Here is a 15,496-nt window from a genome sequence, read left to right as displayed (position 1 = left end):
TAAAAGGTAGTATTTGAATCGAGAAATGAGGGGAAACCTGATGTCTGAATACCGATCGCGGGCTGAAAAACGTCACGCTGAGGAACAAAAAAGAAACAAGAAAAATAAGCAAGGAAAAAATGGACGTTCCACTTTTAAAAAGATAATGATCAGCATACTCATCGTTATGCTGATCGGTACCGCTGCTGGAACAGCTACTGCAGTGGCAATGATTCGGGACGCTCCTCCACTAGATCCCGATGAACTGATGATTGCAGAAGGTTCAACGATCCTTGATATGAATGACAATGAGATAGGCACTTTACAAGGTGGCGAAAATCGCTCTTATCGTGATATTAATGAAATGCCTGAACACCTTAAAGATGCCTTTATTGCTGTTGAAGATTACCGTTTTTATGATCATTCAGGGATAGATCTCTGGCGGATCGGCGGTGCCATCGCAGCTAATATCACCGGTGGATTTGGTGCAGAAGGTGCAAGCACGATTACACAACAGTTGGTAAAACAAGCTTTTCTATCTCCAGATCAAACGATTAAAAGAAAAGTACAGGAACAATGGCTGGCTATACAAATGGAGCAGCAATATTCCAAAGATGAGATTTTGGAAATGTATTTAAACATCAGTTACTTCGACAGCGGTGCTTGGGGTGTCGGAGAAGCCGCCATTCGATATTTTAATAAAGAGGACATTAGCGAACTAACGATTGCTGACTCTGCCGTATTAGCAGCGATCCCGCGACGTCCTTCACATTACAATCCGGAAAATAACCCGGAAGCCAATGAAGAAAGAAGGAATTTAATCATTTCCTTAATGGAAGATCAGGAATTAATTACAAGCGAAGAAGCTTCTGAAGCAAAAGCTGTGAATATTGAAGATCAATTGGATTTCACTCCTGCAGAAGACGATATCGGCTATCAATCGTTTATTGATCATGTGATGGATGAAGTTGAGAATATTGAGGGAATCGAACCATCAGACTTATATGCAGCCGGATTCGACATTTATACAACCCTTGATCCGGGGGCACAGGATCACGCCCAAAATGTAATTCAAAGTGATGAATATATTCATCAATACCCGGATCACGAAGATTTCCAAGTTGGTTTTACCCTCCTTGATACAGAAACCGGAGCAGTAAGGGCAATGGTGGGCAATCGAGAAGAAAGTGAAGTAGCAAGAGGATTGAATTACGCGACAACGGGCAGTGGGCACCCGGGCTCCACAATAAAACCATTGCTTGACTATGGGCCGGGGATCGACACCTTGCAATGGTCAACTGGGAAACAATTCGAAGATGAACCGCATCAATACTCAAATGGAGAGCCGATTACGAATTATAGCAACAACTATAGCGGGAACGTATCAATGCGCGAGGCCCTTGTACGCTCTTTAAACATTCCTGCTGTAAAAGCGTTGCAAGAAGTTGGTCTTGACAATGCGCAAAACTTCGCAGAAGGCCTTGGTCTTAACTTCGATAATATCAGCGAAGGATATGCATTAGGGGGTACTAGCGAATGGGTATCAAGTCTGGACATGGCTGGTGCTTACGCGGCTTTCGGTAACGACGGTGTTTACAATGAACCTTACAGTGTTCGTACAATCGAATTTCGAGATGGACGTGAGATTGACCTCACTCCTGATGAGTCGGAACGGGCAATGAATGACTATACAGCCTTCATGATGAGCGATATGCTTAAAGACGTGCTTACAGATTCTGATGGCACCGGGCAACGTGCAAATGTTGATGGCTTGCCGCTCGCCGGAAAAACTGGTACGTCGAATTTCACACCAGATGAACGACAGGATTTTGGCATACCTGAAGGCGGTGTACCAGACATCTGGTTTAACGGTTATACGACCCGTTATACAGCTGCCGTCTGGACTGGATTTAGCGAACGTGGTAACGGTTATTTGGCCAGCGGCGAGGAACAACAAATCGCCAAAGACATTTTCCGCCACATTATGGCAAACGTTCATCAGGGAGGAGAAGTTCCAGACTTTACGCGTCCTGATTCTGTGTGTGGTGATACTGGAGGCGAACTGTATGTTTGCGGCAATGAACCTATTCAAGAGCCTGATAATGATGAGGATGACACAGAAGAGATGGACGAATCGATTTCAGATCTATCCGCCACTTATCAGGAAGATGACAATCAAATTATTGTAAGCTGGGACTTCCCAGAAGATGCTACATTTTCTGTACGCCATAGTACGGGAGACGAAATGAGTGAAGTGGCTCAAAGTTCAGACCTTCAATATATCCTCACTGACCCTGAACCCGGCACTCACACTTTTGAGGTTGAAGCCCTGGATGATAGCTCGGGAGTGGATACAGCGCAGGTTAGTGTAGAAGTAACAGAAGCTGTTGAAGAAGAGGAAGATGAAATCAATCTCGAGGAAGAAGAAAGCCCAGAAGAAGGTGGGGAAGGAGATCTAGAGGAAGAGGAAAGTCCAGAAGAAGGTGAAGAAGGAGATCAAGAGGAAACGCCTGAAGAAGAATCACCTGAAGAGCCAAGCGAAGATGAGAATGGGAATGACGATAATGGCGACAATGGGAATAACGATATGAATGAGAATGACGGTAACGGTGACGATGGGAACAACGATATGAATGAGAATAATGGTACTGGTGACGATGAGGGCAACGATGATATAGACAATGACGGTAATGGTGGCGATGAGAACGGCGAAAATATTGATAACGCCAATAACGATGATGATAATGATAGCAATGGTGATGACGAAGAAATTGATACAGAAGAATAATAACAAAGAAGGAGCTCCCTAAGCTGGGGGCTCCTTCTTTGTTCGGTTAGAAAGTAAAGCATAAAATCCAGGAAAAGGGGTGATACCGATAGACAAACGCCTTAAGCTTTTCTTCATACCTTGGGTCACCACTGTTCTAATTGTTGAATTTCATTTTTCAGCCCTTCTATATCCGGACTTTCGGATTGAAGGAACTGTAACCTCTCTACTTGGCGTTCTTTTTCTTCTAGCATTCGTTGGTGAACATCTTCTTTGACAGTCTCAACGTGCCTATTTCTAGTCTTATGCATTTCTTCTGCAGCTATTTCTATTCTGTTACGCACGTGTGGCTTCATTAACGAAAAAACTTCTTCTTTCATCGCATCATATTCTCCATCGAAGAAAAACGATTTCTTGCATTTTCGGGCTTTTACCAACGGTTGTAATGACACTAGCAGAAAGTTGAATTCCACTTCATTGGTTAGGAAATCCTGTAGAGTGATACCCATACTCTTCAAGCTTTGTTCCAAAGATTCCTGAACTTGTCTTGATAATGTATCCATCTCTTGGCTCCAAATATATTCACATTTTTGAAGAAATGTCTCTAATGCTTTCATCAAATTGTTTTTACGTTCGTTTTTATCATTACCATAAACCGCCGCTGCATTTACGACTGTTTTAAAAGCATCGTCCATTTGGAGTAATATTCGACGTTCCACATAGCCTTTCCAAACGTGTATTTCTTCATCATTCGCTTTCATTTTATCGAAATTTGGTTCCATTGACCTATAATTACGCTTTTCTTTCTCAGCAACCTTCACTCGCTCTGACAATGGACGTTCCATCGTATGAATCACTGATTGTAACTCATTGATCAGCTGTTGCAATTGCGTTTGGATCTTTGCTTTCGATTTTATTTGTAATTTTGTTTTCATTACTTTTTCCAAGTGATTGCTCAAATCGGAAAATCCTTTATCCCCCGCGGAAGTGAGAGCTCTTTTACTTGATAAAGCAAACGTTTCAGTACTCTGGCAGCCTGTCTGTGTTAACTGTTCATTCACGTGCTTTAATACATATCTACTTTCACGATCATCTTTTGCCAAATCAGCAGCATTTATCAACATATAATCCGGGGGATGGATAGAGCGAATTTTATCAATAAAGCTTTGATCTGCTTGTGAAAATGCATGATGATAATAGGTTAAATAAAAAAAGGCATCTGCTTCTTTTATTTGCTCTATGGCAAGCCTCGTGTGTCGTTCATTCACCGATTGAACCCCAGGAGTATCGACAAGCGACCAGCCTTCAGCAGTAATATCCGAACAAAAGTACACCGTTGACATCTCTATTAAACAAGCATGATCTTCTTTTGCAGCAATCTCTTGCCACTCCGTAAGAGACATATTGTACGTTTGTCCAAACGTATATTGTTCTTTTTTCACTCCTGATTGTAACGCTCGTAAATATTCCAGTCGTTGTTTCTCATCCAGCGTATTGGTTTTCGTAATGGATAGACCTTCTGCTTTTTTTAATCGCGATAGATTAAAAGAGTATCCGCATTCATAGGCGACATCCTGGATTTCCGCATCTAATGCTGCTTCGGATTTTAAACGCACAGATACATCACCATGTTGATAGTCATTCATTGGATAACGCACAATTGTTAGAGACGCGGTGGTCGGATGGGGAGAAACAGGCATGATCTCTTCTTTGACAAGCGCATTTAGAAAAGTTGATTTTCCAGCACTAAAAGCTCCTGACATGACAAACGTATATCGATGGTTCTTTGCCTTGTCAATCGTGGCGAGCAGTCGACATCGGGCCTCTTCTGCATACGGATTTTTGTTATTCTCCAGCAGCATACTTTCCAGTCCAAAAAGATCTCCCAGAGGATCATCTTCATAGATAAGTTCATCTTCAAGGGGCATTGAAAATTGAGGCGTCACGCGCTCGTTTTGTTCGTTTTGCTCCGTTACTTCAATGTGGTCACTGACCCCTTCTAGGTTGGGTGTTCGTTCCATACATGTAGAGATCGCGTCTTCGTAACGTTGATCTTTTTCCGGAATATACTCACATACCTGTTCAATCGCCTTATCGATGCTCTTTAGCTTCCATTCATTTTCCGCTTCGATGTTTGCGACTTCTTCGTAGTGGGCAAGTTTTTCTTCCAGTTGGCTGCGTTCTTGAAAGGTTCGTTTTTTAAAATCTTCTTCGATTTCAATGAACAACGGCTCAATCGTTTGTTTGACCGTCTGCATAAGCGCCTGATTCATCTTTGCAGTCAGTTGATAGACATATTGATCATTTTTCTCCCCAGCGGTTAAAAATGAACGCAGCCAGCCTGGCTTTTCCGCGTGAAAGGGTATAGTGTCAATAGCTTCCTGCGCTTTATGTGCAAGACATTCATTGAGCGGTTCTTTTTTCAAGCGCTCGCTTAAATATAGACGAACTTCTGTTTCCCAACGTCTTTTTAACTCTGCTATGAGTTCTTTTTCCCGGTGCTCCTGTTCTTCTTGTTTCTTCTTTTTGGATCCAAAAAAACCAACTTTAAAAGAAGGCTTGAAAGATTCGAGCCAAGCTTTTGTAAGTTCTGTTGTCTCATGGGGGAAAAGATACGTTTGTTTAAAAAATTGATCTAGCTGATGACGTAAATGTTGTACCGCTTCTGCTTCTTCCTCATCAAGTTGGGATAAACATTCATGGGCTTGTCTCAAAGCCTGATGGTCACCCTTGGAGAAACCGCGTGCCATTAATGTCTCTTCGATAGCATTCGTTTCTTGCTCGCGATCGAGATATAAGCGTTCTTTTAGCCCGGCAACCGCACTTTGTACCATACGCTCTCTGGAAAGTTCTTTCAGGGATTTAGCATGATAAAACCAAGACCGCATCTCGCTCACCCACTTGCCAAGTTCATTATAAGGGTGATCTTCTTCATGACAAGACGTAAAGTACAACCGCACAGGATGGATCCCAAAACGTTGAAGCATATCTCGTAAACCATGGGCAAAAATAGAGAATGGCAGCTCCTTCTCATCGTGTTTATCAATTTGATTCACGACAAGAACAATTGGTTTATTTTCTCGCTGCATTTGCCTTAAAAATCGAAGGTTTGTCTCGGATCGAACATGATTATAATCTGTCACATAAATGACAGCATCTGTAGCTAATAATTCCGTAGTCGTATAGGCTTCATGCGATTCATCTGTCGAATCCACACCGGGGGTGTCACTAAGCGTAACTCCTGCAGGTAAATATGGAAGTGGAAGCATTAACTTAATGTCACGAATGTATTTGCCATCACGTGCAAACGACTGTAATTCTTCCCACGGAATATGACCTTCAAACGAACGCTCTTCCCCATCATTAGCCTTGGCAATCAAGCCGGAGGTGGGCCGCGACACAATCTTCATGATGTTCGCTGTCGTTGGAACTGGGCTTGAAGGCAGCAAATCAGCACCCAACAATCGGTTTAAAAGCGTCGATTTACCTGCCGAAAAATGCCCGCAAACTGCAACTGAGAACGGAGGCCCCTCACCAAACTTCAAATCGAGTTTTTCAAGTCTTTCTTGTTCTTTTTTTCCAAACGGCAACTGACGTTTGATTTCTTCAAAAGGGGTTAGGGTTCCTACCGTCACGATTTTGTCCTCCTCTTAAATTCTTTAAACGTTGAATTGGGCTATTAAAATGCCAAACGTATAAGCTTGAGCATCAACGCAGCCATTTCATCATACGAGTATGTGTACGAAACCTATCAGGAGTCATTCCACTCCACATTGACTATAGGCCAGATTAATATTAAGCGATCGGTTAGCCTGCATCTTCTCCCCGTTTCTTCATACGTTTCTGCCCTTCTCGGCATATATCCAACAAAGGACAATCAGGGCAAGATGGATTCCTGGATTTGCAGTGATAACGGCCGAAGAAAATGAGCACGTGATGGCTGATTGACCATTTTTCTTCAGGTAATTTCTGCATGAGTGTTTTTTCAACTTCCAGAACGCTATCTTTCCAACGACATATACCCAGGCGTTTCGACACTCTTTCTACGTGTGTATCTACCGCGATCGCCGGTAGATCAAAGGCGACCGAAGCTACGACATTTGCTGTTTTTCTGCCGACTCCGGCAAGTTTCATTAATTCATCACGGTCTGCTGGAACCTCTCCACCGTATTGGGATATAAGAGAGGCACTCATCTTTTGTAGGTTTTTCGCTTTACTTCTAAAAAGACCGATGGAACGTATATCTTGCTCTAATTGTTCTTGCTCTACAGCGACGATATCTTCAGGCTTTGTATACTTTTCAAATAAACCGGGGGTAACTTTATTGACAAGTGCATCGGTGCACTGTGCAGAAAGAATAACAGCGACAAGCAATTCAAACGGATTTCGATGCCAAAGTTCACATTTTGCTTCTGGAAACATCTCTTCCATCGTTTCCAATGCGTTAACGGTGCCTCGTTTTGATAACATGATTCTACGTGCCACCTTTTTCACTTCTTAATCAGATTCTAACCAATTGTAATTGGGATAGGTTTGCACCGATTTCGCAGTTGAGGCTGATTTTCCTCCTTTATTTTGACGGAATTTCTCACTATAAGCACTTGCTTCTTCGGGAGTTTTGATCCCATTTTTTTGCCATTCAAAAAGAATACGATCGATATAACGCAAATTTAACTTTCCTGATATAACAGCTTCTCTAAGTGCCGCCCTCACCAAGGCAAATGTGTACTGATCCTGATCTAGCCACATGGAAAGTGTTTCGCCTTCAATTGGCGAAAGCGGACGGCCAAATTCGTTTTCAAATAAACGATACAGCTCTCCTGCATCTTCATCTGTTGTTTGCTGTTTAGGAACATGCTCTGTTTCAACATAGGCGACAATCTTTTCATATAGAGGGCGAAGGCTGTACGATTCAAACAGAATCCCTTGATCATCTTCTTTTTCCTCTATACGTAAAACGCCTCTTTTCACTAATCGCCCTAACCCTTCTTGGCAACTTTTTACAGTTAATGTCATTTTCCTCGCTAATTGTTCAGGGGTGGGAAAGGTTTGTCCTTGTTGAACATAACGATGGACATGTAATAACAGCATTGTATCTTTCTCATCTAAGCCAAGGGCATCATAATAATCAAGTAATACGACAGGAATCGACAACTGACCTTGTTCCAAAAGCTGGATCGTAACGTCCCGTTCCATACGTATCCACCTTCCTTTCATATATAGGAACTTTTTCTATTCGTTGAAAAGCTCACCTCCGCTAGCAATGGGGAGATGAGCTTCGCGTTGTCGATCATGGATATAAGCGATTCAATAAGCGTGGGAACGGAATCGTTTCACGCACATGTTCTGTACCACTCAGCCAAGCAACGGTACGCTCAAGCCCTAATCCAAATCCTGAATGAGGAACACTTCCGTACTGTCTAAGCTCTAAATACCATTGATAAGCCTCTTCGGACAACTGATGCTCTTTAAAACGCTCTTCTAACAACGAATAATCATCAATTCGTTCGCTTCCACCGATAATTTCTCCATACCCTTCAGGTGCAATTAGATCGGCACAAAGAGCAAGTTCTTTATTTTCAGGATCTGGCTTCATATAAAAGGCTTTAATCTTTTGCGGATAATGGGTAATAAATACCGGTTTATCAAATTGAGTTGCAATTTCTGTTTCGTGAGGTGCCCCTAAGTCTTCTCCCCAGGAGATATCAAAGCCTTTCGCCTGCAGACGTTCAATCGCTTCATCGTAACGGATGCGTGGAAATGGAGGCTCGATTTTTTCCAGCTGCGATGTATCTCTACCGATGGTTTGTAATTCTGCTTTTGCTTCTTTTAAAACCGCTTGGGTAATGGCTGTAACGTACGCCTCTTGAATTTCAAGGCTTTCTTCATGATCACAAAATGCCATTTCAGGTTCGATCATCCAAAATTCAATGAGATGACGCCGGGTTTTTGATTTTTCCGCACGAAAGGTAGGGCCAAATGAAAATACCCGTTGGAAGGCCAGCGCCGCCGCTTCCATGTACAATTGACCGGATTGGGACAAGTACGCGTCTTCATCAAAATACTTTGTATGAAATAGGTCGGTCGTCTCTTCCGCTGAATTAGCGGTTAAAATCGGAGGATCAATTTTTGTAAAACCATGTTCTTGAAAAAAACGATAGGACGCCTGAATGATAACATCGCGAATCCTTAAGATCGCATGCTGACGGCTGGAACGAATCCACAAGTGACGGTGATCCATGAGAAATTCCGTCCCGTGTTCCTTGGGTGTAATTGGATAATCAATGGTGTCGTGAATAACCTCAACGTTTCGAACGGCTAATTCATAGCCGGAAGGAGCACGATCATCTTTGCGAACCTCTCCCGTTACATACAGCGAACTTTCCTGTCCAATATTCTTCACCGCTTGAAATTGTTCATCTCCGAGTTCATTCTTAACGGCAACGCCCTGAATATATCCAGTACCATCACGCAATTGTAGAAAGGCGATTTTTCCGCTCGAGCGTTTATTGTCGAGCCAACATCCGATTGTAATGGTCTGCTCTTCATAATTTCCAATTGTTGATATGGTTGGTTTCAAGTGAAAATGCTCCTTTCATGCCGTCGTCCGTTCAATGAATCGTTTGATCCGTTCTAATCCTTCCTCCAACAGCGATAAAGAGGTGGCATATGACAAACGTACATTTTCGTGGGCTCCGAATCCGCTTCCTGGAACAACTGCAACTTTTTCTTCATCCAGTAACGCAGCGGCCCAATCATCCACCGTAGCAAACCCACCAGCGTCAGCTGCCGCCTTGACATTCGGAAATAGGTAAAAAGCGCCTTTCGGTTTAACACAGCTTACACCTGGAAGCTCAAGAAGCTGTTCATAAACCTTATTGAGACGTTCTTCAAAGGCTTGTCTCATCTCTTCGACCGCACTTTCATCTGCATTATAAGCTGCAAGTGCCCCGTATTGTGCGGGGGTTGTTGGATTCGATGTGGAATGGCTCGCCAGACTTGACATTGCTTCAATCACTTCTTTATCGCCTGCAGCATACCCAATGCGCCAACCTGTCATCGAATGAGATTTAGATACGCCGTTCACAATGATTGTACGCTTTTTCAACTCATCGGATACACTCGCAACTGAATAATGCTTCGCCTCATCATAGACCAACTTTTCGTATATTTCATCAGATATGATGGTTAAATCATGCTCGCTTGCAACCTCTCCAAGCGTTTGCAGTTCTTCTTTCGTATACAATCCTCCTGTAGGGTTGCTCGGAGAATTAATAATAAACGCTTTTGTTTTGGATGTTACCGCGGCCGATAATTCAGCTTTAGTAATCTTGAATTCATTTTTTTCCTGTGCCGGCAAAACAACCGGCTGTCCACCAGCGAGTTTAATTTGCTCAGGATAACTTACCCAATAAGGCGCAGGGACAATGACTTCATCACCTTCATCCAAAATTGCTTGGAAAATGGTATACAAGGCATGCTTGGCTCCTGAAGATACCATAATTTCTTCTTGTGTATATGTAAGGTCCTGATCTTGTTTAAACTTTTCAATGATCGCTTCCTTTAATTTTGGCAAACCTCCAGATGGGGTATACTTCGTCTCCCCTTCTTTCATCGAAAGTGCTGCTGCATCAATAATAAAAGACGGGGTATTAAAATCCGGCTCCCCTGCTCCTAATCCTATGACATCATGACCTGCTGCTTTCAACGCTTTAGCTTTTGCTGTAATCGCTAACGTTGATGACGGTGTTAATGTTTTGACTCGTTTGGCTAGTTTCATGTCGTCCTCCCTTTCTTATATTTAAGTGTACGAAATGAAATCACGAATGGCAAGGCTTCTATATTTTTTTAAGGTGTTCTATGCTTTGTTAACATCAACTTTTATGGAGATAACCGAAATTGCTTTAATAATTCTCCACCTCCATCTGTAGCCGTGTAATAATCATAATAAAGGGTGTTATCTTGATCTGTGTATACGAGCTCATAAACCACTTCATCCTCTTCGTATCCGACGCCTATATCACGTAACTCGGCCCCTGCAACACTTTCAAGGACTTCATTTTTTAACGTATCCGCTTCAACCAAATCTGCATGAGGAACGCGCTCAATCCTGTCATAACTGTCATTATAAAACCAATAATAAAGCTCCCCGTTATCTTGGCTTACGGTCGCTACATAAATCGTATCGATCCCAAAAAACATATGAAAATCTTCAACCTCCACTGCTTCATCTTCATTCATCACGAGATGTTCGATTGCTTCTTGCTGTTCATTTTTTGGTGCATTTATGGTTTGATAAAAACTAAATACTCCCACACCCAAAAAAAACACAGGCAGAACAATTCCCAGACTTAACCAAAGACGCATAGCGCCTTCCCCCTTATCTCTATGCTAAATGTATTAGCCAGGCCAGGCGCAAGGCATACTTTCTTGATTTACCGACATTTTCTACGTAACAACCCAGTCTCCAAAGGTCATACTAACATTACTCTCTTCGGAGAGAAAGAACATCAATCTTTACGCCCGCACAGGAAGGCTGCTATTGTGCAGCCTTCCATTTTTCATGCGCAAGTGCTGCTTCTTTGCGGATTTTTTCCTCATCCAGTGTTAAAAGCCTGCGATCCCGCATCAATGCACAGCCTGCTACGAAGACATCGGTGACATCTCTACCTGAAGCAGCATATACGAGAGCTCCGTAGCCATTGAGCTGCGGAGTAAGGTGGGGCTGTCGGGTATCGATGAGAATGAAGTCAGCTTCATAACCCTCTTTAATCAACCCGGCTCTTGGAAAACCTAGAGTTTGGGCACCAGTGTACGTCGCCATGTTCACGATCTCTTGTGCATTCGTCACCTCTGCTCTCTCTTCGTTGCCTTTATGAATCATCGCCGCTTGCCGCATTTCAACGAACAAATCTAATGTATTATTTGAAGCCGCACTATCGGTGCCGAGAGAAACGGGGATATTTTCGTTCAACATCTGCGGAAGCGGTGCAATTCCTGATCCTAGTTTTAAATTGCTCTGGGGATTGTGAGACACATGCACACCTGCATGACTTAGTGCTGAAATTTCGGCCTTATTTACATGGACACTGTGAACCGCAAGGGAACCATTCGAAAGGATCCCTTTCTCCATCAGATGGGCAATGGGGCGTTTTCCCTGTTCTTTTTCGTACTCCCTGACTTCCTTTCTTGTTTCTGCAATATGAATCTGGAAAGGCAGAGAGGATACATCAGCAGCTGCTTTGGCTTCCTGTAGAAAATGCAAGGAGCACGTATAAGGAGAATGGGGAAAGATCGCTCCTCGCAAGCGTCCGCTCGAAGATGCATCACAAGCTTTTGCATATGTAACAGCCTCGTTTAGTTTCTCTCTTTGAGCCTCTTTCGATCCAAAAGCGATCATTCCACGTGAAAGCGATGCCTTCATTCCTGACTCTTCAGTAAGAAGCGCAGTACCTTCCCGGTTCAGATGATACATGTCAGCAAAACATGTCGTCCCCGCGCGCAGCATTTCAACGAGTGCCAGTGCGGTACCTGCTGCAGCCGTCTCCTCGTCTAATGCAGCTTCCGCAGGCCAGATTTTCTCTTTCAACCAACGTTCAAGGGGCAAATCATCACTGATCCCCCTTAGCAACGTCATTGGTGTATGTCCGTGGGTATTGACAAGTCCGGGCATCAGGATTTTCCCTTGCCCGTCAATACATTCACATTCCTCATGGTTATCCATCCATTCGCTACCGACAGCAACAATCCATTTGTCTTTCACCTGAACGAATCCATCGGGGATGATTCGTTTTCCATCAATAATCGTTACATTTTGTACTACGAATTGATTCATTTATCTTCGTCACCTTCTTGTGAAAAAAAATCACTTGCACGATCAAGAAGTTCATTCGTACTCGCATACGTTGTCGGCACTTCTGGTAACGAACGTAAAAACATTTTTCCATAGCGGGCTTTAATCAGTCGTTTATCAAGAACAAATACGAGTCCCCGATCGTTTTTCGTACGGATTAATCGCCCAAATCCCTGTTTAAAGCGGAGAACAGCCCGCGGTATCGCAAGTTGCATGAAAGGGTTCCCCCCGTTTGCCTCGATTTGTTCAGCCTTTGCCTTATACACCGGGTCATCCGGCGGAGCAAACGGCAAACGAACAATAATAAGGGCACGGACGTCATCTCCGGGTAAATCAATCCCTTCCCAAAACGTACTCGTACCAAGCAATACCGCGCGCTCACGGTTACGAAACTGTTTAACAAGTTTCGAGCGATTGTCTCCGTGCATGCCTTGTCCAAACAAAGCAAAATCCAAGTCCGCCATCCAAGGTTTTATGGTTTGATACGTTTCTTTTAACATTTGATAAGACGTGAACAAGACGAGTATTCGCCCTTTAACAGCAGCCATTAATAATGATACTAATTCCGCAACTGCATAGATAAATGGACCTTCTCCACCATGGCGGATTTCCGGAAAGTCTTCGGGAATGAGAAGCTCTGCTTGCCTTTTATAATAAAAGGGAGAAACCAAATGCAGACATTTTGGTTCAAAATTTTGTAATCCGAGCTGGTCAATCATATATTGGAACGATTCCTTAACAGTCAGCGTCGCTGATGTGAGTACCATGCTTTTCGCTTTTGGAAAAAATTCATTCTCCAACCTTTCAGCAATGTTCACTGGTCGACGATAAAGACGCAGCCGATCCGGACGTCCCTCCGCATCACTCTCTGTCCAATACACCTCATGTTCATCACTCGCTGTAATCAAGGAGTAGAGGGTGCGATGGATTTCCTCAAGATCATTACATAGGGACGAGATTTTTTGCACTAATGTCTCTTCTGCTGGGGTAAGCGGTTTTTCTTGTGCCTGCTCAATAAAAGTACGCCAGGAGGAATTAACATCCTTCCCGATCATTTCTACACGTTTCCATGTATCATAAACAAGATTGCCTAGGTTTTTAGGATCATACGTATGACTTTTTCGGTCGTTTTTCTTCTGTTTTTTTACAATTGTAGTTTGCAGTGCAATAAACAATTGGTGCCATTCATATTGCAACGATTGTAACTCAGCTTTCCGCTCGCTCAACCATTCTAATGAGAACGCCATCTTTCTTACGTCGATCAATACTTCAATGTTGGAAAATAAGCCTGAACTTTCCTGGATCCCAAAACGATTGAACAAGCGCATAAAATGCTGGTAACTGCTGCTTGCTCCTAAGTGACGGCCCGCCGTTTCCTCCAAGTGGTGGGCTTCATCAACGACGACAGAATGATACGAGGGTATTATACGGGTATCCTCAAAATGATCCGTAAACAACAGAGCATGATTGGTAATGATTACATCTGAATACCTTGCGTTTGTTTTTGCCCGTTGATAAAAACATCGGGAGAAAAACGAGCAATTTTCTGGTGTACAGGAATCAGGATCACTTTTCAATTCTTCCCAAAGAGCGTAACCACCGCTTGGTAAATTCAATTCTTCGATATCACCCGTTTCTGTCTCCGTTAACCAAACGAGGAGCTGAGCAGCTGTTAATTGTTCATCATATGAAGATGAGATTCGTTCAAGAAAATGTTGAAATTTTTGCAGGCATAAGTAATGACTCCGTCCTTTTAAAACAGCTGCCTTCACTGGAATTCCAAGCGCTTTTTCTAAGAGGGGGACATCCCGGTCTTTGATTTGTTGCTGAAGGGCGATCGTTTCAGTAGCGATCACAACCGGGTGTTTCGTTTCCCTGCTTATTTTGATAGACGGATACAAATAGGCTAACGTTTTCCCGGTACCAGTTGCTGCCTCTACGAGTAGGTGATTCTCGCCAACAAATGCAGTGTGTACGTTGTTGGCCATCTCTACTTGACCCTCTCGATATTCAAATGATGGAGACACCCTCGCTAATTTTCCGTTCCATCCAAAAAAATCTTCCGCTGAAAAAGAAATGGAATCGGTAGAGGTCTCCGAAGGCTTAGCTGTCTGCTTTTTTATAGCCAGGCCTCGCTCGATCTCGATATCATAATTTTGCACATATGTCTGATGACGCTGCCTTACCATTTTCATTGCTACATAAACACAATCATGCAGCCCCGTTCTCATGTAACGGGTATAAGGTTCAAGTTGCTTTAAGGTTACAGGCGGCAGAGAATATAACTTGTCAATCATTAACAATAGCAGCCTGGCCGTTACTTCAGCATCGCTGCCAGCTCGATGGGGATTTTCGTGAGTGAGGGAAAAGTGTTCGGCAAGTGCCTGCAACCGATAACTTGAGAGATAAGGATAAAATAAACGCGCCATTTCCACCGTATCTAATACCGGTCCTTGGAAATGATTATATCCTGCACGCTCGAGTTCACTATCCAAAAATTGCAAGTCGAAATCGACATGATGGGCGACTAAACAGGCACCATCTAAATGTTGTAAAATATTGGCTGCCAATGCAGAGAACGCAGGAGCATCAACAAGATCTTCATTCTGGATACCAGTAAGCTGAGAAACAAATGTTGGAATCTCCCGTTCGCAGTGTAAAAACGATGAAAACGTTTCTGTGATTTGCATATCTTCAATTACTGTAAGACCAATTTCAATCATCCGGTCTTCATAATGCGGACGATTCCCGGTAGTCTCTACATCGATAACGACAAATTTATTCGCCTTTTCTATCGTCATGGTATCATCACTTCTTACTTCGTCTGTTTTGTCAAAAAGGGTGCCCTCAAGCTAACTCAACTCTTTTTCTCCCTCTTTGAACTCGTCTACAAACGA

Annotated in this window: 9 protein-coding genes; 1 reads left to right on the top strand and 8 read right to left on the bottom strand. The window is 43.1% G+C overall.

Translation table 11 applies throughout. The annotated features are described in order from the left end of the window. Positions 1-40 precede the first annotated feature (40 nt). Positions 41-2,767 (top strand): transglycosylase domain-containing protein, encoded by a 2,727-nt coding sequence (locus tag HNR44_RS05060; protein WP_184402997.1) that lies wholly within the window; start codon positions 41-43, stop codon positions 2,765-2,767. Positions 2,768-2,892: 125 nt separating this feature from the next. On the opposite strand, the gene HNR44_RS05055 is transcribed toward HNR44_RS05060, so the two are convergent. From HNR44_RS05055 to dinG, 8 genes are all read right to left on the bottom strand, one after another. Then, positions 2,893-6,381 (bottom strand): dynamin family protein, encoded by a 3,489-nt coding sequence (locus HNR44_RS05055; protein ID WP_184402996.1) that lies wholly within the window; start codon positions 6,379-6,381, stop codon positions 2,893-2,895. Between the two features lie 172 nt (positions 6,382-6,553). Next, positions 6,554-7,216, bottom strand: a complete 663-nt coding sequence (gene nth, locus HNR44_RS05050; RefSeq protein WP_184402995.1) for an endonuclease III — start codon at positions 7,214-7,216, stop codon at positions 6,554-6,556. Between the two features lie 27 nt (positions 7,217-7,243). Next, positions 7,244-7,942, bottom strand: coding sequence for a DnaD domain-containing protein (locus tag HNR44_RS05045; protein WP_184402994.1), 699 nt, complete (start codon positions 7,940-7,942; stop codon positions 7,244-7,246). 94 nt (positions 7,943-8,036) lie between these two features. Further along, a complete protein-coding gene (gene asnS / locus HNR44_RS05040) occupies positions 8,037-9,326 on the bottom strand; it encodes an asparagine--tRNA ligase (RefSeq protein WP_184402993.1) in 1,290 nt (429 codons plus the stop codon). Positions 9,327-9,341: 15 nt separating this feature from the next. Next, positions 9,342-10,526, bottom strand: coding sequence for a pyridoxal phosphate-dependent aminotransferase (locus HNR44_RS05035; RefSeq protein ID WP_184402992.1), 1,185 nt, complete (start codon positions 10,524-10,526; stop codon positions 9,342-9,344). A 101-nt stretch (positions 10,527-10,627) separates the two neighbouring features. Then, positions 10,628-11,113, bottom strand: a complete 486-nt coding sequence (locus tag HNR44_RS05030) for a hypothetical protein (protein ID WP_184402991.1) — start codon at positions 11,111-11,113, stop codon at positions 10,628-10,630. Positions 11,114-11,285: 172 nt separating this feature from the next. After that, positions 11,286-12,581, bottom strand: coding sequence for an amidohydrolase (locus HNR44_RS05025; protein WP_184402990.1), 1,296 nt, complete (start codon positions 12,579-12,581; stop codon positions 11,286-11,288). Then, on the bottom strand, positions 12,578-15,400 hold the full coding sequence (gene dinG / locus HNR44_RS05020; protein ID WP_184402989.1) for an ATP-dependent DNA helicase DinG: 2,823 nt from the start codon (positions 15,398-15,400) through the stop codon (positions 12,578-12,580). Before dinG ends, HNR44_RS05025 begins: the two co-directional genes overlap by 4 nt. Positions 15,401-15,496 lie beyond the last annotated feature (96 nt).

The sequence above is a fragment of the Geomicrobium halophilum genome (assembly GCF_014207655.1).
Classification (GTDB): Bacteria; Bacillota; Bacilli; order Bacillales; family Marinococcaceae; genus Geomicrobium; species Geomicrobium halophilum.
Note: the sequence above shows the minus strand (reverse complement) of the source record. Positions and strands in the feature narration are given on the sequence as shown.

What these genes read in the sequence shown, in the direction of transcription:
- dinG (WP_184402989.1), bottom strand. Translation starts at nt 15,400, where the DNA reads ATGACGATAGAAAAGGCGAATAAATTTGTCGTTATCGATGTAGAGACT.
- HNR44_RS05045 (WP_184402994.1), bottom strand. Translation starts at nt 7,942, where the DNA reads ATGGAACGGGACGTTACGATCCAGCTTTTGGAACAAGGTCAGTTGTCG.
- HNR44_RS05060 (WP_184402997.1), top strand. Translation starts at nt 41, where the DNA reads ATGTCTGAATACCGATCGCGGGCTGAAAAACGTCACGCTGAGGAACAA.
- HNR44_RS05030 (WP_184402991.1), bottom strand. Translation starts at nt 11,113, where the DNA reads ATGCGTCTTTGGTTAAGTCTGGGAATTGTTCTGCCTGTGTTTTTTTTG.
- nth (WP_184402995.1), bottom strand. Translation starts at nt 7,216, where the DNA reads ATGTTATCAAAACGAGGCACCGTTAACGCATTGGAAACGATGGAAGAG.
- HNR44_RS05025 (WP_184402990.1), bottom strand. Translation starts at nt 12,581, where the DNA reads ATGAATCAATTCGTAGTACAAAATGTAACGATTATTGATGGAAAACGA.
- HNR44_RS05035 (WP_184402992.1), bottom strand. Translation starts at nt 10,526, where the DNA reads ATGAAACTAGCCAAACGAGTCAAAACATTAACACCGTCATCAACGTTA.